The sequence below is a fragment of the Nonomuraea sp. NPDC059007 genome (assembly GCF_042740555.1).
Lineage (GTDB): Bacteria > Actinomycetota > Actinomycetes > Streptosporangiales > Streptosporangiaceae > Nonomuraea.
On the sequence record NZ_JBHYJD010000008.1, the window covers coordinates 23307 to 48496 of the forward strand.

19 protein-coding genes are annotated in these 25190 nt (G+C 72.3%); 6 read left to right on the forward strand and 13 right to left on the reverse strand.

The genetic code is table 11. From position 1 onward, the window contains the following. Positions 1 to 81: 81 nt before the first annotated feature. A complete protein-coding gene (locus ACFWY5_RS14930) occupies positions 82 to 1278 on the reverse strand; it encodes a cytochrome P450 (protein WP_379632288.1) in 1197 nt (398 codons plus the stop codon). 58 nt (positions 1279 to 1336) lie between these two features. After that, positions 1337 to 2383, reverse strand: coding sequence for a hypothetical protein (locus tag ACFWY5_RS14935; protein ID WP_379632290.1), 1047 nt, complete (start codon positions 2381 to 2383; stop codon positions 1337 to 1339). Positions 2384 to 2390: 7 nt separating this feature from the next. Between ACFWY5_RS14935 and ACFWY5_RS14940 the strand changes: the two genes are divergently transcribed. Next, on the forward strand, positions 2391 to 2972 hold the full coding sequence (locus ACFWY5_RS14940) for a PucR family transcriptional regulator (protein ID WP_379632292.1): 582 nt from the start codon (positions 2391 to 2393) through the stop codon (positions 2970 to 2972). On the opposite strand, the gene ACFWY5_RS14945 is transcribed toward ACFWY5_RS14940, so the two are convergent. From ACFWY5_RS14945 to ACFWY5_RS14955, 3 genes are read right to left on the reverse strand one after another with little or no spacing between them, the layout of a single operon-like run. Next, positions 2965 to 3774, reverse strand: a complete 810-nt coding sequence (locus ACFWY5_RS14945) for a GNAT family N-acetyltransferase (protein WP_379632294.1) — start codon at positions 3772 to 3774, stop codon at positions 2965 to 2967. The two genes, ACFWY5_RS14940 and ACFWY5_RS14945, sit on opposite strands and share 8 nt — an antisense overlap. Further along, positions 3764 to 7144 carry an indolepyruvate ferredoxin oxidoreductase family protein gene (locus ACFWY5_RS14950; RefSeq protein ID WP_379632296.1) on the reverse strand — a complete coding sequence of 1127 codons (3381 nt, stop codon included), beginning with the start codon at positions 7142 to 7144 and terminating at the stop codon, positions 3764 to 3766. The genes ACFWY5_RS14945 and ACFWY5_RS14950 overlap by 11 nt, the downstream gene beginning before the upstream one ends. Beyond that, on the reverse strand, positions 7141 to 8181 hold the full coding sequence (locus ACFWY5_RS14955) for a Glu/Leu/Phe/Val dehydrogenase dimerization domain-containing protein (RefSeq protein ID WP_379632297.1): 1041 nt from the start codon (positions 8179 to 8181) through the stop codon (positions 7141 to 7143). Before ACFWY5_RS14955 ends, ACFWY5_RS14950 begins: the two co-directional genes overlap by 4 nt. Positions 8182 to 8424: 243 nt before the next feature. On the opposite strand from ACFWY5_RS14955, the gene ACFWY5_RS14960 reads away from it, so the two are divergent. Continuing rightward, complete coding sequence (locus ACFWY5_RS14960) at positions 8425 to 10146, forward strand: CocE/NonD family hydrolase (protein ID WP_379632299.1); 1722 nt, start codon at positions 8425 to 8427, stop codon at positions 10144 to 10146. Continuing rightward, entirely contained in the window at positions 10139 to 11734 is a 1596-nt protein-coding gene (locus ACFWY5_RS14965) for an ABC transporter substrate-binding protein (RefSeq protein ID WP_379632301.1), read from the forward strand. The genes ACFWY5_RS14960 and ACFWY5_RS14965 overlap by 8 nt, the downstream gene beginning before the upstream one ends. Here ACFWY5_RS14965 and ACFWY5_RS14970 read toward each other — a convergent pair. Both ACFWY5_RS14970 and ACFWY5_RS14975 read right to left on the reverse strand, forming a co-directional pair. Next, positions 11718 to 13085 (reverse strand): TROVE domain-containing protein, encoded by a 1368-nt coding sequence (locus ACFWY5_RS14970; protein ID WP_379632303.1) that lies wholly within the window; start codon positions 13083 to 13085, stop codon positions 11718 to 11720. The two genes, ACFWY5_RS14965 and ACFWY5_RS14970, sit on opposite strands and share 17 nt — an antisense overlap. Before the next feature lie 154 nt (positions 13086 to 13239). After that, the gene (locus ACFWY5_RS14975) at positions 13240 to 13932 is read right to left on the reverse strand and encodes a hypothetical protein (protein ID WP_379632304.1); all 693 of its coding nucleotides are present in this window, start codon (positions 13930 to 13932) and stop codon (positions 13240 to 13242) included. On the opposite strand from ACFWY5_RS14975, the gene ACFWY5_RS14980 reads away from it, so the two are divergent. After that, a complete protein-coding gene (locus ACFWY5_RS14980; protein ID WP_379632306.1) occupies positions 13892 to 14620 on the forward strand; it encodes a hypothetical protein in 729 nt (242 codons plus the stop codon). The two genes, ACFWY5_RS14975 and ACFWY5_RS14980, sit on opposite strands and share 41 nt — an antisense overlap. Positions 14621 to 14950: 330 nt before the next feature. Here ACFWY5_RS14980 and ACFWY5_RS14985 read toward each other — a convergent pair whose 3' ends face one another. From ACFWY5_RS14985 to ACFWY5_RS14995, 3 genes are all read right to left on the reverse strand, one after another. Then, positions 14951 to 16486 (reverse strand): gamma-glutamyltransferase, encoded by a 1536-nt coding sequence (locus tag ACFWY5_RS14985; RefSeq protein WP_379612720.1) that lies wholly within the window; start codon positions 16484 to 16486, stop codon positions 14951 to 14953. Positions 16487 to 16568: 82 nt separating this feature from the next. Next, positions 16569 to 18854, reverse strand: a complete 2286-nt coding sequence (locus tag ACFWY5_RS14990; RefSeq protein ID WP_379612721.1) for a DPP IV N-terminal domain-containing protein — start codon at positions 18852 to 18854, stop codon at positions 16569 to 16571. Between the two features lie 155 nt (positions 18855 to 19009). After that, positions 19010 to 19945, reverse strand: coding sequence for an AraC family transcriptional regulator (locus tag ACFWY5_RS14995; protein WP_379612722.1), 936 nt, complete (start codon positions 19943 to 19945; stop codon positions 19010 to 19012). Positions 19946 to 20034: 89 nt separating this feature from the next. Here ACFWY5_RS14995 and ACFWY5_RS15000 point away from each other — a divergent pair, with 89 nt between their 5' ends. Next, a complete protein-coding gene (locus ACFWY5_RS15000) occupies positions 20035 to 21678 on the forward strand; it encodes an alcohol dehydrogenase catalytic domain-containing protein (protein WP_379632308.1) in 1644 nt (547 codons plus the stop codon). Positions 21679 to 21681: 3 nt separating this feature from the next. Here the strand turns inward: ACFWY5_RS15000 and ACFWY5_RS15005 are convergent, their stop codons facing one another. Together ACFWY5_RS15005 and ACFWY5_RS15010 are read right to left on the reverse strand one after the other, a co-directional pair. Beyond that, positions 21682 to 22908, reverse strand: coding sequence for an RICIN domain-containing protein (locus ACFWY5_RS15005; protein ID WP_379612724.1), 1227 nt, complete (start codon positions 22906 to 22908; stop codon positions 21682 to 21684). Positions 22909 to 22956: 48 nt separating this feature from the next. Beyond that, positions 22957 to 23841, reverse strand: coding sequence for a helix-turn-helix domain-containing protein (locus tag ACFWY5_RS15010; RefSeq protein ID WP_379612725.1), 885 nt, complete (start codon positions 23839 to 23841; stop codon positions 22957 to 22959). A 76-nt stretch (positions 23842 to 23917) separates the two neighbouring features. Between ACFWY5_RS15010 and ACFWY5_RS15015 the strand changes: the two genes are divergently transcribed. Continuing rightward, complete coding sequence (locus tag ACFWY5_RS15015; protein ID WP_379612726.1) at positions 23918 to 24709, forward strand: alpha/beta fold hydrolase; 792 nt, start codon at positions 23918 to 23920, stop codon at positions 24707 to 24709. On the opposite strand, the gene ACFWY5_RS15020 is transcribed toward ACFWY5_RS15015, so the two are convergent. Continuing rightward, entirely contained in the window at positions 24697 to 25188 is a 492-nt protein-coding gene (locus ACFWY5_RS15020; RefSeq protein WP_379612727.1) for a cupin domain-containing protein, read from the reverse strand. The genes ACFWY5_RS15015 and ACFWY5_RS15020 overlap by 13 nt on opposite strands. Positions 25189 to 25190: the final 2 nt, after the last annotated feature.

Genomic DNA, 25190 nt, shown 5'->3' on the forward strand with positions numbered 1-25190 from the left:
ACGTCGTACACTCGCTGTGCACACTGTACGCATTCGGATCGGTGTGCGCAACTCGCATACGACGTGCACGGTAGGTGGGGCTCAGGCGTCCCAGGTGACCGGCAGGCTCTTCACCCCGATGACGTCCCCGGACTCCGGGCGGATCGCGATGTCCCCGGCCGGTACGGCCAGGCGCAGCGACGGGAACCGGCCGAACAGCGCCGGGTAGGCGGTGCGCAGTTCGACGCGGGCGAGTTGCTGGCCGAGGCACTGGTGCACCCCGTGGCCGAAGGCCAGGTGGCCGCCGGCCGAGCGCCCGGCGTCGAGGACTCCGGGACGCTCGAAGCGCCCGGGGTCGCGGTTGGCGGTGCTGAGCGACAGGATCACCTGGTCGCCGGCCTTGATGGTGTGGCCGGCCAGCTCGACGTCCTCAAGGGCCACCCGTGGCCGGACGTGCACGACGCTGAGGTAGCGCAGCAGTTCCTCGACGGACCGGTCGGGGTCCTCGCGCAGCAGGGCCACCTGGCCGGGGTTGCTCAGCAGGGCGTAGGTGCCCAGCGAGAGCATGTTCGAGGTCGTGTCCATGCCCGCCGCCAGCAGCAGTCCCGCGGCGCCGATGAGTTCCGCCTCCGACAGGCCGGTGCCGGTCAGGTCGCTGAGCACGTCATCGGTCGGGGCCTCGCGCTTGGCGGCGACGAGGGTGGCGATGTAGCCGTGGACCGCGGCGTGGCTCGCGTAGCGCTCCTCGTCCGGGGCGTCCTCGTCGAACATGGTCGCGACATGCTCCTGGAAGAAGGGCCGGTCGGTGGCGGGCACCCCCAGCAGCTCGCAGATCATGATCGCCGGAATCGGCTGGGCGAACGCGCTGACCAGGTCGGCCGGCGGACCGGCGGCGGCCATCGCGTCGAGCCGTTCCGCGGTGACCCGCTCGACGCGTTCGGTGAGCAGCCGCATCCGGCGGACGGTGAACTTGCCCGCCAGCAGCTTGCGGTACCGGCTGTGCCGCGGCGGGTCCATCATGATGAACATGCCGGGCGGCGCCGGGGGCACCGGGCCGTCGCCCAGGTCGACGAGCGGGGAGCGCATGAGTTCCTGACGGGAGCTGAACCGGGGGTCGCCCAGGACGGAGCGGGCCTGCTCGTGGCCGGTGACGAGCCAGCCGTCGTGCCCGCCGGGGAAGGGCAGGCGGCTGACGGGGCCGTGGTCGCGGGCCCGCGACAGCTCCCGCGGCGGGTCGAAGGGGCAGCCGGGGGTGCGGGCGGCCGGCAGCGCCGGCACGGTGTACGCATCGTTGATCATGGGGTGCACCCTGCTCGGGCACGCTGACAAGTTGCTGATACACGTGGACGGGCCGATGTCAGCGCGAGCGGGCGTCCATTATCGTGAGCGGATGACGAGCCGGCCGCCGATCAACGTGCGGCGGATCCTGGAGGACCTGGGCAGTTCGGTCCTCGACGTGGCGGTGCCGTCCGGCGACCTGGACGCCGAGGTCACCGGCGTGTTCATCCACGACCCGGCGGACGGGCAGCCGGTCCCGCCCGGCGGGTTGCTGCTCGGGGTCGGCGTGGCCGGCCCGCGCCGGATCAGCGACCTGCTGGCGGCGGGGCGGTCCGTGGCGCTCGTGGTGAAACATCCGGTCACGGTCGACGACGAGGTCCGTGCCACAGCGGCGCGGACCGGGACGACGCTGCTGGGCCTGGACAGAAGCGCGTCGTGGACCCAGGTGGCGGCGCTGATGCGCGCGATGCTCGCCGGCGGACAGACGCCCGCGGCCGACGACGTGCCCGACGACCTGTTCGCCCTGGCCAACGCGGTCTGCGCGCTGGTGGACGCGCCGATCACGATCGAGGATCGCTCCTCGCGGGTGGTGGCCTACTCCGAACGCCAGGACAAGGCCGATCCCAGCCGCGTCGAGACCATCCTCGGCCGCCAGACGCCCGAGCGGCTGCGGCGGCTGATGGACGAACTCGGCACCTACCGCGACATCTACAAGAGCCTGGAGCCGCTCTACCTCCACCACGAGGACATCTTCCGCACGGCCATCGCGGTCCGGTCCGGCGACGAGATCCTCGGCACCATCTGGGCCGTGACCCGCGAGGAGCTGAGCCCGGCCCGCAAGCGGGCGCTGACCGACGCCTCGAAGATCGTCGCGATGCAGATGCTCCGCGCCAGGGCCGGCGCCGACACCCGGCGGCGGCTGCGCGCCGACCTGCTGTCCGCGGTGCTGGCGGGCGGGCAGGACGCCGCCGGGGCGGCGGAGCGGCTGGGCGTCTCCGGAGGGCGGTTGTGCGTCCTGGCCGCGCGGCTGGCCGAGCCCGGAGGACCACCCGCGCCCGGAGAACCCCGTTTCCGTCGAAGCGGACCCGGTCAAGCAGGAGAGCGAGCGGCAGCGCTTCAGCGACACGCTGGCGTTGCATCTGAGCGCCGTCCACCCGGGCTCGGCCGCCGCGCTCATCGGCCGGGTGACCTACGCCGTCCTGCCCGTGCGCGCGCCGGGCGACGCCGAGCAACGCGCCGTCCGCGTGGCGGAGTCCTTCCTCGACCGGGTCGGCCACCGCTTCACCGCCACCATCGGGGTGAGCTCGCCGACGGCGGACCTGAGCGAGGTGGCCGCGGCCCGCGCGGACGCCGACCGGGCGCTGCGCGTCCTGCGTTCGGGCCGGGCGAGCGGCACGGTGGCCGCCTACCGGCAGGTCCAGTTCGAGTCGCTCCTGCTGCGGCTCGCCGACCTGGCCGCCGCCGAACGGCAGGAGCCCGGCGGGCCGTACCGGCTGCTGCTCGCCCACGACGCCGGCCACGGCAGCGACCTGGCGGGCACGCTGCGCGCCTACCTGGAGGCGTTCGGCGACGTCATCGGCGCGGCGGCGGCGATGGGGGTCCACTCCAACACCTTCAGGTACCGCCTGCGGCGCGCGGTCGAGATCAGCGGGATCGACCTGAACGACCATCGGGCGCGGCTCGACGCCATGCTCCAGATGGAGATCTTCATGTAGGCCCGTCTCTCTCGACGACGTAGAAGGAACGCCGGTGGAATCCGGTCACCCGTCCGCCCCCGGCCAGCAGGCCGCCCAGCACCTCGCGCATCGCCAGCCGCCACGACCTGGCCGCGGCCGGATCGGCGCGGCGCAGCCCTTCGATGTCCTGCGGCACCGCGACGAGCACCGTCGCCGCGTCCGTGCGCCCCGGCACCGGCCGCCCGTCCGCCTCACCCAGCCCGACCGCCGCGTCCCAGGGAATCTCCCTCCGGTACGGCTGCCGCCCTGCCGCGGCCACCACCCCCGGCTCGGCCAGCCGCCACGTCGTGAGCACCCGGTCGGAGTCGTCGTCGCCGTTGATGGCATCGGTCATGGCACCGTAGAAGGACGGCAGGTACTCCTCCGGGCTGGCGCCGAGCTTGGCCACGTTGAAGTGGGCGTTGCGGCGGACCAGCGGATCGAACGTCCACGTGATCCGGTCGAGCCCCCTGGCCAGCGCCCACTCACGCTGGTGCAGCTTCAGCGCGAAGCCGATCCCGTGGCCCTTGTCGGCGCCGGTGAGGTGGGAGTGCAGCGCCAGGCCGGCCGGCGCGGACAGGAAGCCGACTGAGGCCCCGACGATCCGCCCGCCCGCGTAGGCCCCGGCCACGTAGTTCCCGGCGTGCGACAGGGCCCGGAGCCACTCCAGGCCGACCGCGTCGACGCCGGCCGGCGGCCGCCAGATGCGGTTGAACATCGCAGCGACGTCCCGAAGGTCCGTCAGATCATGGAGGTCGCGTACGGCCAGGCCGCTCATCGGCCCGCCTCGGTCATGGAGCACTGGCGACCCTTTCCAGCCCGGCGAGCTCCTGATCGGCCCGGTCGCGGAACTCCGCGACCCGGGCGAGCTTGATGTCCTCGTAGCCGCGGATGAGTTCCGGCAGCGCGGCGATGGCGGCCACCCGCCCGGCCGTCTCCGGGGTGAGCCGGTCGAGCGCGGCCCGCATGAGCTCCTGGAACTCGGCGACCAGTTCCCGTTCCACCCGGCGGACCCGCGCGTACCCGAACGGGTCGAAGGGCGTGCCGCGCAGCCGTCTGGCCGCCCTGAGCAGCAGGAACAGCGGCCGCGCTGTACGGCGGAGCCGTATCTTGCGCTTCATGCCCAGCGCCCGCAGCACCGGCGGGTGCAGCAGGACCGCGACCTTCGCGTCCGGCCCGAACTCCGCGGCGCGCCGGGCTTGCTCGGCGGGGTCCAGGTGGAGGCGGGCGACCTCGTACTCGTCCTTGTAGGCCATCAGCCGGTGCAGGCTCCTGGCGTAGGCCGCGGTGATCGTGCGGCCGGTCTCCTCGTCCACGCGCCCGGCCACGGCCGCCTCGACCTCGCCGACCGCGCCGGCGAAGCGGCGGGCGTAGAGCGGGCTCTGGTAGGCGGTGAGGTCGGCGGTCCACAGGGCCATGCCCGCGGGCTCCTCTGCGGAAGCGGGCTCGGCCACGGCCAGGACCGCGGCGGGGTCGGCCACGGCGGCGCGCCCCCAGCGGAAGGCGGCGAGGTTCTTGTCCACGGCGGCGCCGTTGAGCCGGACGGCCCGCTCGATCGCCTCCGCGCTCAGCGGCAGGCAGCCGTACTGGAAGGCTGCGCCGACCAGCACCATGTTGGCCGGCATGTGGTCGCCGAACAGCGTCTCGGCCAGCCCCTGCGCGTCCAGGTACAGGTTGTCGCGCGCGGCGGTCACGGACTCTATGCGCTCCAGCGCGTCCGCGGGGGAGGTGGGCAGGGCGGTCCGGTGGGTGACCATGCCGAGCGTCGGCACCAGCGTCGTGTTGACCACGGCGATCGTGTGGCCGGGCCGCGCGGTGGCCAGGTTACTGTCCGCGGCGGCGCCGATCAGGTCGAGGGCGAGCAGGACGTCGGCGCTGCCCTGGGCCGCCTTGACCGAGCCGGTCACGGGCCGCGCGGAGATCCGCAGATCGCTGACCACGGGCCCGCCCTTCTGCGCCAGGCCGGTCTGCTCCACGCCCGCCGCGTGCCGGCCGTCCAGGCGGGCGGCGGTCTGGAGGATCTGCGAGACCGTCACCACGCCGGTGCCGCCGATGCCGGGCATCCGGATCAGGACGTCGGGGAAGCGGAGCAGCGGGTCGGGGAGGTCCACGCCCAGGGCCGGGGGTTCCTTCTTGCGCCTGCTCCCCGGCGTCACCAGCAGGAACGAGGGGCAGTCGCCCTTGAGGCAGCTGAGATCGGAGTTGCAGGAGCCCTGGTGGATGCGGGTCTTGCCGCCGAACGGGGTGTCGACGGGGTGCACCGACAGGCAGGTCGACTTCTCGGCGCAGTCGCCGCAGCCTTCGCAGACCCGTTCGTTGACGACGACCTTCTCCTTGGGGGTGGGCAGCTTGCCGCGTTTGCGCAGCCGCCGTTCCTCCGCGGCGCACCGGTCGTCGTGGATCAGCACCGTCACCCCGTCGAGCGCGGCGAGGCTCCGCTCGGCCTCGGCGAACTCGTCGCGATGGCGGACCGTCGCGATCGGATCCAGGCGTACGCCGCGGTAGCTCGCCGGGTCGGCCGTGGTGATGACGACCTTCCTGATCCCCTCGTCGGCCAGCCACCGGGTCAGCGTCGGCACGTCAAGCCGGCCCTCGGCCCGCTGGCCGCCGGTCATCGCGACCGCGTCGTTGTAGAGCAGCTTGTAGGTCATGGTGACGCCCGCGTCCACCGCCGCCCGGATGGCCAGCGAGCCCGAGTGGTGGAAGGTGCCGTCGCCCAGGTTCTGCACGAAATGGCGGTCGTCGGTGAAGGGGGCGATGCCGAACCACTGTGCGCCCTCGCCGCCCATCTGCGTGATGCCCAGCTGGGTGCCCCGGCCCTTGCCGTCGAGCGCGACCATGGCGTGGCAGCCGATGCCCACGCCCACCAGGGTGGCGTCGTCGGTGCGGGTGGAGGTGTTGTGCGGGCAGCCCGAGCAGAAGAACGGCGCTCTGGCCGCGACCAGGGGCAGCGCGCGCCGGACGATCGGCTCGGGCCGCGGCGGCTCGCCGGTCAGCGTCGCCAGCGCCCGTACGACGTCTTCGGCGCCGAGCGTGCCCCGGGCGGTCAGCAGGGAGCGGCCGAGCACCTCGGGCGCGTCCGGGCGGCGGTAGAGCGCCTCCTTCAGCCGCGACTCCACGAAGCTGACCTTGTCCTCCACGACCAGCACGCGCTCCAGGCCGGCGGTCAGCTCCACCAGTTCCTCGTCGGAGACGGGGAACGGCATCGACAATCTGATCAGCCGGAGCCTCGGGGCCGACGGGCCGAGATCCGCCAGCGCGCGGAGCACGACCGCGTGGGCGCCGCCGGGCGCGACGATGCCCAGGGTCGCGCCGTCGGCGTCGGAGGTGACGCGGTTCAGCCCCGCCGTCCGGCTGTAGGCGAGCGCCAGGTCCAGGCGGCGGGTGCGCATGTCGTGCTCGGCGTCCAGCACGGCGCCACCCAGCCCGGACGACCCGGCCCGCCCGCGGTCCGGCGGCGGGACGCCCTCGCCCCGCCCCGCCAGTTCCACGGTGGCCGAGCCGTCCGCGACGTCGGCGAGCATCTTCAGCCCGACCCACAGCCCGCTGGCCCGCGACATCGCCACGGCGTGCAGCCCGAGCTCGATCACCTCCTCCACCGAACCCGGCACCAGCAGGGGCATCGACAGGCTCTGGCACATCTGCTCGCACGAACTCGGCAACGACGAGGACTTGCACGCCGGGTCGTCGCCGATCCACGCCACGACCCCGCCCAGCGGGGCCGTGCCGGACACCATGCCATGCCGTACGGCGTCGGCGGCCCGGTCCAGGCCCGGGTTCTTGCCGTACCAGAATCCGGTGACCGCCTCGTGCCGCCGCCCCGGCGCCCGCTCCAGCAGTTGCGTGCCCGCCACGGCGGTCGCCGCCAGCTCCTCGTTCAGGCCGGAGCGGAAGACCACACCCGCCGGTTCGAGGAACGGCGCCGCCCGTTCCATCTCCATGTCGACCCCGCCCAGCGGGGAGCCCCGGTAGCCGCTGACGAAGATCCGGGTGTCCAGCCCGCGCTCCTCGTCCAGGCGGCGTTGCTCCAGCGTGAGCCGTACCAGCGCCTGAACTCCCGTCATGAGGACCCGGCCGCCGGCCCGCGCGTACTTGTCGTCCAGCGCGTACTCGTCGTGCGGCTTGTGCTCGTCGTGTGGCTTGTGCTCGTCGTGTGGCGGGGCCATGGTCATCGGCCCAGACGGATGCGGGCGATCTCGCGCACGGTGAAGTACGGGCTGACGCCGTCCTGTTCGGCGAGGTCGAGCACGTCGCCTAGGCGCTCGGCGATCTCGGCCACGCGGGCGTTGGCCTCCTCGGCGGGCAGGTGGCGCAGCTCGACGGCGTGGGCGTAGATCGCGCCTCCGGCGCTGACGATGTCGTCGGGGGCCCAGAGGATGCCGCGCTCGTGCAGGAGCCGGGCGACCTCGGGGGTGGTGATCTGGTTGTTGGCCGGTCCGGCGACGGCGGCGCACCTGAGCCGGGGCACCAGTTCCTCCGTCAGCAGGCCGCCCATCGCGGCCGGGACGAGGATGTCGAGCTCGGCCCCGACCAGCTCGTCCGGGGTGAGCCAGGTTGCGCCCACCTCCGTGGCCAGGCCCTTCTTGGCCCGGTCGACGTCGGCGGCGAGGATGTCCGCGCCCTCCGCTGCCAGGCGCCTTACCAGGTGCGACCCCACGTGACCGAGCCCCAGCACGCCCACCCGCCGCCCCTTCAGCGGTGCGGTCTTGAGCACGGCGCCCTTGTCCAGGCGGGCGCAGACGGCGGCCAGCGCGGCCATCACGCCGGTGGCCGTGGCGGGAGAGGAGTCGCCGCTGCCGCCCAGCTCCGTGGGGGTGCAGAAGACGTGCGGGGTCCGTTCCTTGATGACCGCCAGGTCCTGCGGGCCGGTGCCCACGTCCGGGGCGGTCGCGTACCGGCCCCGCAGGGAGTGGACGACGTCGGCGACGTCGTGCAACATGTCGCGGCGGCGTTCCGGGGTGAAGGTGTATCCCTCGGGCAGGGCGACCACGGTCTTGCCGCCTCCGGTGTCCAGCCCGGCGATCGCGCATTTGTCCGTCATCGCCTGCGACAACCGCAGCGCGTCGGTCAGGCCGTCGCGCCAGTCGGCGTAGTGACGCACCCGGCAGCCGCCGCCGGCCGGGCCGAGGACGGTGGAATGCACGGCGATGATGATCGGCAGGCCGGTGCGGACGCCGGCCCGGATGACGACTTCTTCGTGCGCGAACATGTTTCCCCTATTCCGGGTCAATGCGCTGGCATCGGCAGGCTAGGTGAATGCACCGGGCGCGTTGTCCATACGCCGGTACGAATAACGGGCCGGTTTTGGGATGCGCATACGAAAGGGGTGGCGGCGCGACATCTGTCCAAAGCGGCGTGGCCAGTTTTCTACTGGCGTTCAAAAGGGGGCGTTCGCGGCTGCCGTACCGTCGCCAGTGAATTCCGGCCCTGCCTCGACGCGAGGAGAAATGTCATGACAGAAGTGCGCCCGGCGGAAAGGCCGCAGCCCGGTGAGCCGCCGCGCGGTGAGACCTCGCCGGTGGTGTCGAAAAGCTCGCGCGTGATCCACGGGTTGCGGGTGCCCATGCGCGACGGGGTGGAGCTGGCGCTGGACCTGGTCCGGCCCGACCTTCCCGGTCCGCTGCCGGTGGTCCTGCAGCGCACGCCGTACGACAAGGTGGCGGGACGGGACGGCGAGATCTACCGGGGGCTGGTGGAGCGGGGCTACATCACGGCGTTCAACGACTGCCGCGGGCGGTTCAACTCCGACGGCGTGTTCGAGCCGCACTTCCACGAGGCCGACGACGGCCACGACGTGATCGAGTGGATCGCCGCGCAGGACTGGTGCGACGGCAACGTCGGGATGCTCGGCGGCTCCTACGCCGGGCAGACCCAGTGGTTCGCCGCCTCGCGCCGGCCGCCGAGCCTGAAGGCGATCGTGCCGTACTGCTCGCCGCCCGCCTCACCGTGGCGCAACGAGCCGATCTTCGGCGGGTGCCTGATGCTCGGCATCACCGAGTGGATGGTCGACATGGGCGTCCGCTCCTACCAGCGGCTCAACCCCATGAGCATGCTGACCGAGCACCAGCCGTACTTCGACGCGCTGCCGCTGACGTCGCTGGCGGAACAGGCCGGGGCCGGTTCGCGGTGGCTGGATGAGATGCTGCGGCATCCGGTACTCGACGCGTACTGGAAGCGGCGCTCCTACGACCACCACCCGGACGCCGACCTCGCGGTGCTGAACATCACCGGCTGGTGGGACATGAACTTCCCCGGCGCGCCCCTGAACTTCGAGGCCATGCGGACCGGCCGCGCCGCGGACAAACAGAAGCTGATCATCGGACCCTGGCCGCACATGGTGAACATGTGGCGCGAACTCAGCGGCGCCGACTTCGGCGAGCACGCCGTCGTCGCGCTCAACGACTATGTCATCCGCTTCTTCGACCGGTGGCTGAAGGGGATCGGAAACGGTATCGAAGCGGAAAAGCCCGTGCACGTCTTCGTCACCGGCGCGAACGAGTGGTGGGCGGAGGACGAATGGCCGCTGCGCGGCACCGAGGAGGTGCCGTTCTACTTCCATTCGCGGGGCCGCGCCAACTCGCTGGACGGCGACGGCGTCCTGTCGATCGACCCGCCGGGCGCCGAACCTTCCGACGCCTACCGCTACGACCCCCTCGACCAGGGCACGCGCGTCTGGAACATGCACGAGGGCCCGGTCGACGAGCGTCCCGCGCAGCGGCGCGCGGACCTGCTCTGCTACACCAGCGAGCCGCTGACCGAGCCGCTCGACGTCGTCGGCTGGGTCACCTGCCGGCTGTGGGCCTCCTCGTCGGCGCTCGACACGGACTGGCACGTGCGCCTGTCGGACGTGCGGCCGGACGGCACCGCGCGCTTCCTGTGCCGCGGCGCGCTGCGGGCGCGTTTCCGCGAGTCGTTCGAGGAGCCGAAACTGCTCGAACCCGGCGAGCCCACCCTGTTCGAGTTCACCATGGACGCCTGCGGGGTCCGCTTCCTGCCGGGACACCGCATCCGCGTGGAGGTGAGCAGCTCGGGGTTCAGCCGCTACGACCGCAACACCAACTCCGGCGCGGACAACCCCTTCGACGACGACAAGGTCGTCATCGCCGACCAGCGCGTCTTCCACGAGGCGGAGCTCGCGTCCTGCGTCGTGCTGCCGGTCGTGCGCCGTGGCTGAGACCCGCACCCCCGTCATCGCTCTCGTCGCCGCCGCGGCCGCCGCCGCGCTGGCCTCGGGCTGCGCCGCCGCGCCGCGACCGGCCGCGGGCCCCGCCGAGTACGTCAAGGACGGCACCTTCACCTTCGCCATCCCCGCCGACCCGGGCATCCTCGACCCCTACCGCAACCTGCTCCCGCACGGCGAGATGACGAGCCTCACCTACGACTCGCTCATCAACGTCACCCCGCGGGGCGAGACCGTGTCGGGGCTGGCGGCCACCTGGAAGGCCGACGCCAGGACCGCCACCTTCACCCTCAGGAAGGGCATCATCTGCTCCGACGGCTCCCCGCTCACCGCGGGCACCGTGGCCAAGGCACTCGGCCACCTCAAGAAGCCGTCGCCCCTGTCCGGGCTGCTGGTGCCGGCCGCGCCGTACGACGTGCGTGCCGACGAGGCCGCGGGCACGGTGACGGTGACGATGAAGGAGCCCTTCGCCCTCCTGGTGGAGACGCTGGGCCGCGTGCCCATCGTCTGCGACAAGGGCCTGGACGACCCCAAGCTCCTGGAGAACACGACGGTGGGCAGCGGGCCCTTCGTGCTCAGCAAGGTCGTCCGCGGCGACACCTACACCTTCACCCGCCGCGACGGCTACACCTGGGGCCCGGACGGCGCCGCCAACAACGCCCCCGGCAGCCCCGCCACGATCGTGTTCAAGGTCGTGCCGAACGAGACCACCCGCGCCAACCTGCTGCTGGCCGGGCAGGTCAACCTGGCCAACATCGCCGGCCCCGACCGCGAGCGGCTGCTGGCCCGCAAGCTGGAGCGTTTCGACCTCACGGCCATGCTCGGGGAGCTCTGGTACAACCAGCGCGACGGCCGCCCCGGCGCCGACCCGCTCGTCCGCCGCGCCCTGACCGCCGCGCTCGACCTGGACGAGCTGGTGAACGTCGTCACCTCGGGTACGGGCACGCGGGCCCCCGGCCTGGTCGCCGGCCAGACCCAGCCGTGCGCCGCCGACAACGTCACCGGCCACCTGCCCGCCACCGACCCCGTACGGGCCGCCGCCCTGCTCGACCAGGCCGGCTGGGTCAAGGGCGCCGGCGGCACCCGCGCCAAGGACGGCAAGAAGCTCGTCGTCGACCTGCACTACAGCCCCAGCGAGGGCGAGGGCAGCGTGGCCGCCGCGGAGTTGGTGTCCAAGCGCTGGCAGGCGGTCGGCGTCACCGTGAAGCTGACCTCCGACGACCTGGCCGCCGCCACCAGGGCCATGTTCGAGACCGGCGACTTCGACGCCTACTGGGCCGGCCTCAGGTTCGACCTGCCCACCCACATCCTGCCGTGGGCCTCCGGCGCCACCCCGCCCAAGGGCCAGAACTTCACCGGCATCGACAACCCCGACTTCGTCAAGCTGGCCGCCAAGGCCGCCGGCACCACCGGCGCCGCGGGCTGCAAGCTCTGGAACGAGGCCGAGCAAGCCCTCCTGCGGGACGCCGACATCGTCCCGATCGCCGTGGCCAAGCAGCCGTTCTTCTTCAGCAAGGCCCAGGGCGAGACGGAGGGCTGGCTGCAGCAGCCGATCCCGACCAGCATCAGGGTGCTGAAGTGACGCACGCGAAGGGCCAGGACCCGGTCCTGGCCGCTTCCACGTGCGCGATCGCGGCGAACCATCCGGAGCTGACCTGCGTGATCACGTGTTCCTGGCCGGGCGTCGTGACCGCGTCGGCGCTCTCTGGCGCCGCGTGGGGGCTGGTGAGGATGACGACCCGGTCGTAACCGTCCAGCCGGGACGGCAGCGCTCCGGCCGGGCCGCCTCCGGGGCCGAAGCGGCCGAGGACGTCCATCAGCGGTTCCCTGGGGCGGACGGCGAGTGCCGTACCGGAGTCCAGGAGCGTCACCGACGCGGCACGCAGCGCCAGCGCCGCGCCGAAGACCGCGGCGGCGTCGGCGCGGCTGAGCCGCGCGCCCGGCCAGGACATCAGGTCGCCGCGGTCGGTCAGCACCAGCGTCCTGCCGGGGAGCGCGGGCACGTTGGCCAGGGACAGCTCGGCGGCCTGACGCAGCGCGCGGCTCCAGCGTGAGGCGGGTACGGCTCGCATCGCCGCCATCACGTCCAGCGGGGTGACGCCCGAGCCGAGGATCGAGGCGGGTTCGGCGAGTTCCTCCTCCAGGCCGGGGGCGGCGACGCCGAGCCGGTCGAGGTCGGCCAGGGACGCGAGCTTGTCGCGGTAGGACATCGACGGCAGGACGGCGGACCAGGCGGCGGCCGTCATGGTGCCGAGCAGCCAGCGTTCGACGGCCGGCCAGGTCATCCGGGCGTCGGCGAGGGTGGCGGCGGCGGACGGCTGCTCCATGAGGCGGGGGCGGCGCTCGGCGGGCACCCAGTACAGGGCCCGGCGGGCGCGCGAGACGGGCAGCGACTCCGGGATCGCCGACACGGTGCCCCTGCGGCGGTTGATCGCGTGCGCGAAGACGGCGGCCTGGACGGCGCCGGTAGGGGCCGGGTGGGTGAGCGCGAGCACGTCCGCGAACCGCATGGCGCCGGGAGCGTCATAGGTGGCCAGCGCGAGCTCGTCGTAGAGGCGGACGGCGGCGTCGGCCACACCGCGCTTGACCGGCTGCGGAAGGCTCCGCCCGAACCTGCGCAGCCAGTACGCGAGCAGCTCGCCGGGCTCGTCGGCGCGCAGCAGCGACTGGCCGACGAACTGCCTGGTCCCCTTGCCACGGGCGTGGGCGAGCTCGGCGATCGCCGCCAGCCGCAGCCGCCGGGTGGCGTCATGGCGGGCCATCCAGCGGATCAACCCGCGCAGCCACGGTTCGTCGGCGACGGCCAGCCGGGCGGCCAGCGCGCCGAATCGGTCGTCGTGAACGGCGGCACCGCCGTCGGCGAAGGCCCGCGCGACGAGAAGGAACAGCTCCTTCCTGGCCGTGTCCACGCCGGTGAGTGCACGTGTCGTCATGGATGTGCTCAACTCCGTCATCTCACACGGCTCCGGCACGGCGGTGCCGGAGCCGTTCCTCATCAGCGATTACAGGGCTTCTTGCCGTGGTTGGCCTTCTTCTTGCGGCGGCCGTTCTTCTTGCGGGATCGCTTGGACATGTGGCGCTCCTCCTTCAGAACGGCCAGGTGGCGGCGCGCGCCATCTCGATCACGGGGATGGCGGCGAACCAGCCGTCGCCGGGCTCGGTGATCACGTGCTCGTGACCGGGCATCGCGACGGCCTCCGCCGCCTGCGCCGCGGCGCCGGGGTGGGTCAGGACGATCACCCGGTCGTGCCCGTCCATCCGCTCCCGTACGGCCTGCGCCACCGTCTGCGCCCCGCCGGGAGTGCTGAAGGCGGCCACGGTCTCCGGCACCGACCTGCCCACCTCGACCGGGGCGACCCGCGGCCCGAACTCCACCAGTTCCGCGGAAGGCGAGCGCAGGGCCAGCGCCGCGGCGAAGGCGGCGCCGCCATCGGCCTGCGACGCCATCGACGCGCCGCGGTCCACCAGGATCAGCGTCCTGCCACGCAGGACCGGCACCTGCGCCAGCGCACGTTCGAGCGCCCGCTCCAGCGCCCACGACCAGCGAGACGACGGCACCATGCGATAGGCATCCATGATCTCCAAGGGCATCGCGGTCGTCCTGGTCCCTTCGGCCAGGTCGGCGCAGACCCAGTCGGCGGCCTCGGAATCGAGCCCGGCCGCGTCGAAGTCGCGCAGGTGGGCAAGGCGTTGCGACTGGCTCATCGAGCGCGCCACGGCCGCCCACGCCTTGCCGGTCATGGCCCCGTCCAGCCAGGCGGCGACCTGTGGCCAGGTCATCGGCCGCGGCGAACATGTCGGCGGCGTCGAGCCGGTCCAGCATGCGGGCGCGCCGGGCGGCGGGTACGGCCAGCAGTTCCGCTCTGGCCCGCAGTTCAGCCAGCGGCTCGGGCACCGGGTTCTCGCGCTTGAGGCGCTGGCTCGCGTACTGGAAGACGGCGTTCCGGGCCTTGCCCACCGGCTTGGGGTGGGTCTGGCCGATCACCTCGGCGAACCGCATCGCGGCGTCCCCGGTGTCGTGGACGGCGAGCGCGTGCTCGTCGTAGAGCCGCTCGGCGGCCTTGGCCACGCCGTCCTTGATCGGCTTGGGAATGGTCCGGCCCAGGCGGCGCAGCGCGTAGGCGAGCAGGATGCCCGGCTCGTCGGCGCGGACGAGCGCGGCGTCGACGAGTCGCCTGGCGTCGGCGGCCGTGCACAGCTTCGCCGCCAGGCGGGCGACGACGAACTCCGTGGTCACGGCCAGGGTGAACGCGCGCAGCCGGTGCTGCTTGCCGCTCCAGAAGAGGAACGAACGCATCCAGTCCTCGTCGGCGGCGAGCGCGCCGGCGAGAAGGGCGAGCCGGTCGCCCGGCTCGTGGGCCCGTGGATCGGTGAGGGTGCGCGCGGCCAGCAGGAGCAGTTCTTTTCTGCTGGTGTCGAGCGCGATGGACTGAGGTATGGTCATCGACCTTCTTCTCCGGATCGCTGAAGGCCTCCCGAGAAAGACGAGCGAGAATGCGGCATGCCCGCGCCGGCTTTTGATTTCTCACCCGTTGCCTTCTTTGGCCCGCATCGGGAGGCCGGGTCATTCCCTGACTAGGGAACGCGACATCGGGCGGGACCGGGAATGGCGCTTGATCTGCGCATCATGCCCCTTCCCTCCACAAACCCGACTCTGTACCGACCTCACTATTCAGGACCGGAAAAGGCGCGGCAAGCGAAATTGACGCGCCCTTGACGAGGAGATCCGTCAATATCGCGTCATGACCACACCGGCGGAAGCGGGCACGCCCACCGGCCGGCGTGCCCGCGCTGTCCGCTAGTACCCGGCGGCGCTGCCCAGCCGGCGGGGGTCGGCGACGCCGTGCAGGGTGCCGTCGTCACCGAACGCGATGGCCTGGCAGCTGCCCATCTCCAGCTCCCACGGCGAGACGCGGGTGATGCCGACGCCGCGCCGTTGCACCTCCGTGAGGACGACGTCGCCGAAGGAGGACTCCACGATCGGCCGCCTGCTGGGATACACGGACGCGCCGAACATGGGCTGGTTCACCGATTCGAGTGCCGTCATGCCCCGCTCCAGGACGTTCACGGAGTTCTGGTACACGTTCTGCACCGCCGAGATCGCCGGCGACCCGGCCACGTACGCGGGCTTGCCGTCGCGCATGGCCAGCAGTGAGGTGCCCCAGCCCACCGGGATCTTCACCCACGGATCGGCGAACAACGTGATCGGCCGCGGCATGATCACCCCGTCCGTCATCAGCCCGACGCCGAACGCCGTGGAGCTGGAGGAGTGCGTGCCGTGCGCGATCATGCCGCGCTCGTCCACGACCACGATGGCGTTGGTGCCGCCGTTCATCGGGTCGAACGGCCGCGGCTTGCCGTGCACCACCCTGGGCACCAGCCGTTCGGCCGCCTCCGGCGAGATCGCGCGCAGCGTGTCCTCGATCGGGACCGTCGGATCGGTGAAGGGGTCGGGGATCTCGTCCAGGCCATAGGCCCACACCTCCTCGACGATGCGCATCCGCGTGTACAGGTCGTCGGTCTCGATCAGCGACGACAGGCTCAGCAGCAGCGGGTAGAGCGCGCCCACCGTGTGCAGCTCGTAGCCGCCCGCGGTGGGCAGCGGCGGGAGCGGCATCTCGACGGCGCCGGCCGCGGCCATGTCGTCGAGGGTGATCCGGCCGCCGTGCTGCCGGGCCGTCTCGACGTACCTCTTGGCGAACTCGCCCTCGTGGAAGTACTCCGGTCCCTGCTCGGCGAGTTGCTCGATGGTACGCGCGAGAGCGGGCTGGCGCAGCACCTCACCGACCCGGAACAGGTGGCCGCCGGGGAACCAGGTGTCGTGGCCCTCCTGATAACGGCCGGCGGCCATGCGGTAGGCGAACGCCCAGCCCCACAGCAACTGGTCGGCCACGAAGCCCTCGCGCGCGGCCACCACCGCGTCGGCGAACAGCTCCGCCCACGACAGGCGGCCGAACTTGCTCCAGGCGGCGTGCGCGCCGCGCACCCAGCCGGGCGGCACCACCGTGCGGCCCGACAGCCGGGCCCCGTCGTCCAGGTCGCCGTTCTCGCCCGCGGGCAGGCCCGCCATGCCCGCGATCACCAGACTCTGCCGGGTGTCCGGGTCGTAGACCGTGATCGACAGGCCGCCGGCCAGCGTGGTCATGGTCGGCTCGACCACGGTCTGCACCGCCGCGGCGGCCAGGTAGGCGTCCACGGCGCTGCCGCCCTTGCGCAGCACGGCCACGCCCGCCGCCGACGCCGCGGGGTGGGAGGTCGAGATCATGCCCTTGCCGCCGGTGGCGGACACGTGCTCCGGGTCGGGGCACGCCGGGCGCGCCGGTACTCCACTCATCAGGTCTCTCCTTCGGTTCGTAAGCTCGACGTGCTGTGACGGCGCGCCCCGGGCGGTCCCCCGGCCGCCCGGGACGGCCGGGTCATCCGACGAACATCTCCGCGATGCGCTCCTCGTCGAGCACCGAGGGAGCGAGCCGGTACGCCGGCGGCTCCACCTCGAGCAGGTGACGGACGAAGTAGTCGAACAGCTTCCTGAACATGTAGTGCTCGTAGCCCAGGTAGAGGTGCTCGGCGCCGGGGATGATCAGCAGGTCGACGTCCTTGTCGTGGGCGATGAGCCGGTCGACGAAGCGCAGCGTCTGCTCCGGCAGGACCTTGGTGTCCACGCCGCCCTGGATGAGCAGCAGCTTGCCCTGCAGGCGGGCCGCGGACTCGGCGTTGGAGGACAGCGCGTAGTCCACCTCGCCCACCGGGCCGTCGTAGGTCTCCGCCCAGCCCTGCTGGTAGGTCAGGCTGTCGTGGTTGCCGGAGCGGGAGACGCCGACCTTGTAGAACTCGGGGTGGTCGAGCATCGCCCGCGCGGTCTGGTAGCCGCCGCCGGAGATGCCGGTGATGCCCACCTTGTCGATGTCCATCCACGGACGGCTCCGCGCCAGCTCCGTGATCGCGGCCACGTGGTCTTCCATGCCGCCGGCGCTCTTGTAGTTCCGGTAGGAGTGGTCGTGGAAGGCCTTGTCGCGGCCCGGAGTGCCGCGGCCCTCCATGCCGACCACGACGAAGCCGAGCGCGGCCAGCGCCTCGGCCTCGTACCCGAACGGGCCCGGGTCGAACGTCGGGAGCACGCGCAGGACCTGCGGACCCGGATAGGCCACGTCGATGACCGGGTAGCACTTGTTCGGGTCGAAGTCGTGCGGCTTGTAGAGCACGCCGAAGACGTCGGTGAGGCCGTCGGCGGCCTTGGCGCGGAAGCGCTCGGGGGCGCTCCAGCCGGTGGCCTGCAGCGCGGAGATGTCGGCCCGCTCCAGCTCGACGCGGACGGCCCCGTCCCAGCCGCGCACGGTGATCACCGGCGGCGTGCTCGTGGTGGAGGCGTTGTCGACGAAGTAGCGGCCGTCGGCCGAGACGCTCACCACGTGGTGGAGGGCGTCGTCGGTGATCCGGGTGAACCCGCCACCGTCCAGCCCCGCCTTGCAGACCGAGCGGCGGTAGGGGTCCTCGGAGATCAGCCCGCTCGCGGTGAAGTAGACGGTACGGCTCGCCTCGTCGACGTGCAGGATCTCCTGGACGGCCCAGCCGCCGGAGGTCACCTGGTTGCGGAGCTCGCCGGTCTTGGTGTCGTACAGGTAGAGGTGGCCCCAGCCGTCGCGCTGGGAGTACCACAGCACCTCGGCCCCGCCGTTGATCACCTTGATGATGGGGAAGAAGTTGAGCGCCGTCTGGGTGGGCTCCACGCGGGTGGGACCGGTCTCGGTGATCAGGGTGGTCACCTCGCCGGTGACCGGGTCCATGCGCTTGAGCTTCAGGGTGCGTACGTCACGGGACTGGCTCAGGTAGTAGACGGCCGAGCTGTCCTCCGCCCAGAAGGCCCAGCGCACCACCATCGGCGAGATGATCGTCATCAGCACCGGCTCGTCCTGCGCCTTCACGACCTGGCCGCTGTTCACGTCGACCACGGTCATCTCGGCGGTCGGAATGCGCTTGTCCCCGGGCAGGGCCAGCCGCTGCGGCTGCAGGCCGGGGCGGCCGCCGCCGCGCGGCCAGTTGTCGATCAGGTGCGCCAGGCCGATGCCCGACTGGTCGGTGCGGTGGCTCAGCACCTTGGTGGCATCGGGTGACCAGGCGGCGCAGATCGGGTTCTCCGGCAGGCCGATCGCCGTCATGAGGTTGTCGTACTGGAAGTAGTCGGGGCTCACGCCGTACTCGTGGCCGGCGTCGCCGTCGGTGGTCAGCGGCCGGGTCTGGTTGTCGGCGATCCGGCGCAGCCCGAGGTTGGGCCCGTCGCGGTAGACGGTGTACTGCCCGTCGGGCGAGACGGCCTCGATCGGGTTGACGGCCGGCGGGGCCGGCGTCTCCTGCGCCTCGTAGGTGTCGAGTGACACCTGCCAGGTCTTGTCGAACGCGGCGAAGTAGACGGAGTCGCCGACCAGCGCGATGGCCATGAAGGGCAGCTTGGCGGCGCTCACCTCGTGGCCGGAGGCCGTCTCCAGGGCCTTGGCGAGCCGCTCGTGGTCGAAGGCGGGGCGCCGGGTGCCCGCCTCCGGGTCCACGACGAGGAACTGCCGCCGGGTGGCGGTGCTCGACCGGTACCAGAAGCGGGCCCCGTCACCGAGCCAGTTCGGCACGACCCTGTCGCCGAAGACGATCTTGCTCCGGTTGTGCATCAGGAGCTTTTCGGCGGTCTTGTAAGGGGAGTCGCTCAGTCGCATGGAGTCTCCTTTCGACGGCCGGACCGGCCGTTCGATGTGTACGACGTTCACTATACGCACAACGTACGCAGTGCGTACACCGTTCCGTTCGCGAATGTCGTACGCACAGGAGACTCATGTGCGCGGGAGCTCCAGGTGACGCCGGACGGTCGTGGTCAGCGAGCGGGCGGCGGGCAGCCCAGGCGGCGGTATTTGCCGGGGGCCATGCCGTAGCGGCGCTTGAAGGCGTTGGAGAAGGCGTACTCGGAGCTGTAGCCGACCGCGGTGGCGATCTCGCTCAGCGCGGCGTCCCTGTCACGCAGCATCCGGGCGGCCGTGCCCAGCCGCCACCAGGTCAGGTAGGTCAGCGGCGGCTGTCCGACGAGCTGGGCGAACCGGCGGGAGAACGCCGCGCGGGACAGGCCCGCGCGGCGGCCGAGCGATTCGACGGTCCACGGGCCGGCGGGGTGACGGTGGATGCCGTCCAGCGCGGCGCTGATGGCGGGGTCGGCCAGCGCCGCGGCCCAGCCGGTCGCGCAGTGCTCCGTCGAGAAGTCGAACCAGGCTCGCAGGATGTACAGGAGCAGGGTGTCCAGCAGCGCCGACACCACCAGGTCGGCGCCCGGACGTGGGGTGTCCATCTCCTTGCCGAGCAGGTCGACGGCGGCGCGCAGGTCGGTGTTGTGGCCCAGCCTGGCGGGCAGGTGGATCATCTCGGGCAGGTCTCTGAGCAGCGGATGGGCCCGGCTGGGGTCGAGCCGGTAGCCGCCGCAGAGCGTCACCGTCGTGGGCCCGGCGCCTTCCATGGTGGCCGAGGCGAACAGCTCGGCGTCGGCGTAGGGGTCGCAGTCGGGCTCGGCGACGGGCGTGGTGAGCGAGTCGGCCAGCGTGTAGCCGTGGCCGTGCGGGAAGAACAGCACGTCGCCGGTCCCGGCCGGGATCGGTTCGCCCTCCGGCGGGATCGCCCAGCATGAGCCCTTCAGGATCACCTGGAAACCAGCCGAGCCGGGCGCCGACGGGAACCGCTGCCCCCAGGGCGCCGGCCACTCGACCCGCGCCGAGCGCGGCACGCCGATGCGCATGGAGGCGATCACGTCGCTCAGGACGTCCATGGCGGCAGTCTAACCCGAGAGACGATCGCGTATCTCTCGCAGACGGCAGGGCATTGGGCGGCTCCTCTGTGCGCCCTAGCGTGGACGTCATGACAAGAATTCTGGTCAGCGGGGCCACCGGCACGATCGGCCGTCCGCTGGTGAGCCGGCTTCGGGACGCGGGCGCCGACGTGCGCACGGTGACGAGAGAACTGACCGACCCGGTCGCGCTGGCGGCGGCGCTCGATGGTGTGGACGCGGTGTTCCTGCTGTGGCCGTTCGCGTCGGCCGAGGGTGCTCGTGAGGTGCTGGAGCTGGTCGGGGCGCGGCGGGTGGTGTACCTGTCCTCGGCCGCCGCCCGGCCGTACGAGGTGGAGATCGAGCGGCTGGTCGCCGCGACCGCGCGGGAGTGGACGGTGCTGCGCCCGCACGCGTTCGCGGCCAACACGTTGCGGTGGGCCGAGCAGGTTCGTGCGGGCTTCGTGCGGCAGCCGTACGGGGAGGCGGGCTTTTCTCCCGTGCACGAGCGGGACGTCGCGGCCGTCGCGGTACGGGCGCTGCTCGGCGAGGGCCACCACGGTGCGGTCTACACGCTGACCGGGCCCCGGCCACTGACCCAGCGGGAACAGGCGGCGGCGATCGGCGCCGCGATCGGGCGGCCGGTGCGCTGGGAGGAGGAGCCTCCGCAGGAGGCGCGGCGACGACTGCTCGGGCTGGGGTGGCCCGCGCCGGCCGTGGACGGGATGCTGAGCGCGCTCGCCGCGCCCGGCCCGGACCCCACCGGCACCGTGGAGGAGGTCACGGGCGTGCCCGCGAGCACGTTCGAGACCTGGGCGAGCGAGCACGCCGCGGACTTCCTCGCCCCCATGCGGGCCGCCCGCATCCACGAGTACGGCGACGCCTCGGTGATCTCGCTGGACGACGTGCCGGTGCCGCGGCCGGGCCCTGGTGAGGTGCTCATCCGGGTGGCCGCCACCTCCTTCAACCCGTCGGAGATCGGGCTGCGGACGGGGCTGCTGCATGACACGCTCGGCATCACGCTGCCGCACACGCTCGGCTGGGACGTCGCGGGGACCGTCATCACCGGCGCGGGCGGCCTGTCCCCCGGCGACCGGGTGATCGGGCTGATCGGCGGGGCGGCGGCCGAGTACGCGGTCGCCACGGCGGACCTGCTGGTCAGGGCGCCCGAGCGGATCCCGCTGGCGGACGCGGCGGCCGTCCCGGTGGCCGGGCTCACCGCGTGGCAGGCGGTCTTCGAGCATGCCCGCGTCGGGCCCGGCAGCCGGGTGCTGATCAACGGGGCCGGTGGCGGGGTCGGGATGTTCGCCGTGCAGCTGGCCAAGCACGTGGGGGCGTACGTGGTGGCCACCGCGAGCCCGCGCAGCGCCGCAGCGGTGCTCGCGCTGGGCGCCGACGAGGTCGTCGACTACACCGCGGCTCCCCTGCCGTCCGGCAACGACGTGCTGATCAATCTGGTGGCCGAACCGCCCGCCTCGGTGACGCGGCTCGCCGGGGCGTTCGTGTCGATCACCCGGCCGATCGACCATCCGCGCGCCGTTCACTTCGTGGCCCGCAACGATCCGGGCCAGCTCGCCGAGCTGGTGGCGCTGATCGACAAGGGCGTGGTGGACGTCGAGGTGGACGCCCGGCCACCGGCGGCGCTGGCGGACCTGCACCGAGCGGCCGAGCGCGGGAATATCCGGGGAAAGGTCACGGTGCGCATGAATGGCACCGAGAGAGCGCGTTCTCAATAAGTGTCAACGCGCCCATCGCTGATTGGCGCCGCCCGAGCAGTCCCAGATCTGCAGCCGGGTGCCGTTGGCCGAGCTCGCTCCGGTCGCGTCGAGACACTTGTTCGCCTGAGGGTTGACGATCTGGCCGGTGCCGGAGTTGAAGGTCCATCGCTGGGCGCCGGTGCCGTTGCAGTCATAGAGCTGCACCTGTGTGCCGTTGGCGGTGCCGGCGGCGGTGACGTCCATGCACTTGCCGAGCGCCCGCACGGACCCGTCGCCGTTCCACGTCCAGTTCTGGGCGGCGGAGCCGTTGCAGTCCCAGAGCTGCACGGCCGTGCCGTTGGCGGGGTTGGCGCCCGCCACGTCGACGCACTTGCCGCCGACGCCGGTGATCTGGCCGCCGCCGCCCGCGGGCGGGGCGTAGACGCGGACGTAGTCGACCGTCATCGTCTGCGGGAACGTGGTGGTGGCGTCGGGGTAGCCGGGCCAGTGGCCGCCGACGGCGACGTTCATGATCATGAAGAACGGGTGGTCGAAGACCCAGCGGTTGCCGCCGAGGCTGGCAGGCGTGCGCCGCTGGTACTCGTTGCCGTCGACGTACCAGATGATGAGGTTCGGCGACCAGTCGACGGTGAAGGTGTGGAAGGCGTCGGCGAACGCGCCGCTGATCGAGTACGCGGCGCCGATGCCCGCGCCGCCGGAGTAGCCGGGACCGTGGATGGTGCCGTGAACGGTGCTGGGTTCGCGGCCGATGTTCTCCATGATGTCGATCTCGCCGCTGTTGGGCCAGCCAACCGAGCCGATGTCGTTGCCGAGCATCCAGAACGCCGGCCAGATGCCCTGGCCGCGGGGCACCTTCAGGCGCGCTTCGAACCGGCCGTAGGCCCGGGTGAAGGTGGCGGCGGTCAGTAATCGGGCCGAGGTGTACTGGCAGGTCCCGTAGTGGCACTGGTAGTTGGCGGGGTTCTCCCGGCGGGCGGTGATCACGAGGTTGCCGCCGCCGTCCAGGGCGGCGTTGCGGGTGCTGCCGGTGTAGTACTGCTGCTCGTTGTTGCCCCAGCCGCTGCCGCCGATGTCGAAGCGCCACTTCGACTGGTCCACGGCGCCGCCGGCGGATCCGTTGAACTCGTCGGACCAGACCAGCGGGCCGGGGGCGGGTGCGGCGGTGGCGGTCGCGCTCGCGGCCACGGGGGCCATGGGGGTCAGCGGCGCGAGGAGGGTGGTGAGGGCGGCGCCGATGGCGAGCGACATTCTCCAACGGGGGGTGTGATCCATTCGGTTTTCCTCACAGAAATGGATTTACCCGAGACTGTCCGGCACGACAAGCCCGCTGTCAAGAGAGCGCTCTCTTGCGGTGAATTTCGTCGGCCAGGCGAGGTCGTCGACCGCCAGGAACGCCTCGCCGGCCACGCTCGCCGGGGTCACCCCGGTGAACCCCATGACGTCCCGGTGCAGGTGGGACTGGTCGGCGTAACCCATCTCCGCCGCGACCCCGGCCGCGCCCTCACCCGCGACCAGCCGGTGGGCGGCGTGGTCGAAGCGGACCAGTGTGGCGGCGCGCTTGGGCGGCAGCCCGATCTGCTCCCGGAACCGCGACCACAACCGCTTACGGCTCCACCCGACCTCGGCCGCCAGCCCGTCGATCCGCGCCAGGCCACGCCCGGCGACGATCCGCCGCCAGGCCCGAGCCACCTCCGGATCCACGCCCGCCCCCGCCTCGTACCGGCGGGCGAGCAGCGCCTCCGTCAAGGCGAAGCGGTCATCCCAGGAGGGGACCTCGCCCAGCCGCTCGAGCAGCCGCGCGGCCTCCCGCCCCCACAGGTCGCTCAGGGCCACGGCGGCGCCGTCCAGCTCAGCCGGGGAAACGCCCAGAACCGCGCGGGCCACCAGCGGAGACAGCCGCACCTGCACACATTCGACGTTCTCGCCCCGCGCCCAGGCCGTGCCTCCGGTGCCGAACCCGGGCCCGGCGGCGATGCTTCCCCCCTGCCGCCCGGCGGCGTGGTCCAGGACCGGCGCGCCGCTCCCGAACTCCAGCAGCAACGTCACGGCGGGGTGCGGGACCATCCGGAGCGCGTCCAGGTCACCGACCCGGAAACCGGCCATGGTGACGCCGGCCACGCGGCCGGGCCGCCGCGGGACCGCGACCTCCCACGTGGCCGCACCGTGTACGAACGTCCGCACGGCCCCATGCTACGGCGGCCCGGTGGGGGAACATTCGTCCAAGACAGCGCCACGCATCGGCGGCGACAGTGAGCGCATGACTGTTTCCCTTGACGACGGCGACCTCCACGTGTGCCAGGACGGCCCTCGCGACGCCCCCGCGCTTCTGCTCATTCACGGTTCCGCGTCCTCGTCCCGCTCGTGGGACTGGCTGGTTCCGCTGCTGACCGGATCCCATCACGTGATCCGGATCGACCTGCTCGGCCACGGCCGATCGGCCAAACCGGACGACGTCAGCTACGCGAGCGCCGACCAGGCCCGCCGGGCCGGGGCGGCCCTGGACCGGCTCGGCGTCGGGCACGCCGTCGTGGCCGGTCACTCCAGCGGCGGCGTGGTCGCCACCGCTCTGGCCGAACAGCGTCCGGACCTGGTGAACGCGCTCGCGCTCATCAACACCGGCCCCGGCCTGGGCGCCTTCATCGCATCGGAGTCCGCCGCCATCAGCCCCACGCCGTGGCCGCCGGCCGACGAGCAGATCCGCCGGTTCGCGAGCACCGGCTTCAGCCGCCCGGGTTACGAGGTCCCCCGGGAACTTCTGGACGAGGTACGCGCCATGACGTACCACTCGCTCGTCGCGACGATGCGGGCGACGACCGAATACCTGCACGAGCGGGCTCTCCCGGAACGGCTGGCGCCCCTCGGCAAGCCGCTCCTGGTGATCTTCGGCGAGGACGACCGCAGATGGCGATCCGCGTCCGCGGCCGACTACCGCCTCGTCCCGGGCGCGAAGGTCGAGATGCTGCCCGGTCTCGGGCACTCGCCCATCCTGGAGGACCCGGCGCGGACCGCCGCCGTCCTGCTGTCCTTCACCGCCGGTCAGAGGAAGTAGCTGTCGTGGTGGATGAGGAACTCGGCGCGTTCGGCGTCGGTGAGGCCGGCGACCTGGGTGATCCCCTCGAAGTACTCCTCGCGGGGCGCGCCGGGGGCGAACAGCATCAGCATGGACGCGGGCTCCCCCGACTCGTTGCGGAAGGCGTGTAGCCCGCCGACGGGGACGTAGAGGTAGTCGCCGGGGACGGCGTCGATCCAGCGTTCGCCGTCGAACAGCCGCATGGTGCCGGACAGGATGAAGAACGACTCCGACATCGCCTTGTGGAAGTGGGTGCTGGGCCCGCCGAACCGCGGCCCCATGTCCACCCGGTACAGGCCGTACTCCCCTCCGGTGGAGACGTTGGTGGACAGGTAGTGGTATGTGGTCTCGCCGCCGGTGCCCGCTCCCGAGACGAAGTCGGGCGCGGCGGCGGACGACCGGAACTGGGCGTTGACCTCGCCCTGGTCGCCGAAGTAGCGGGGGTCGGGGTAGGACATGG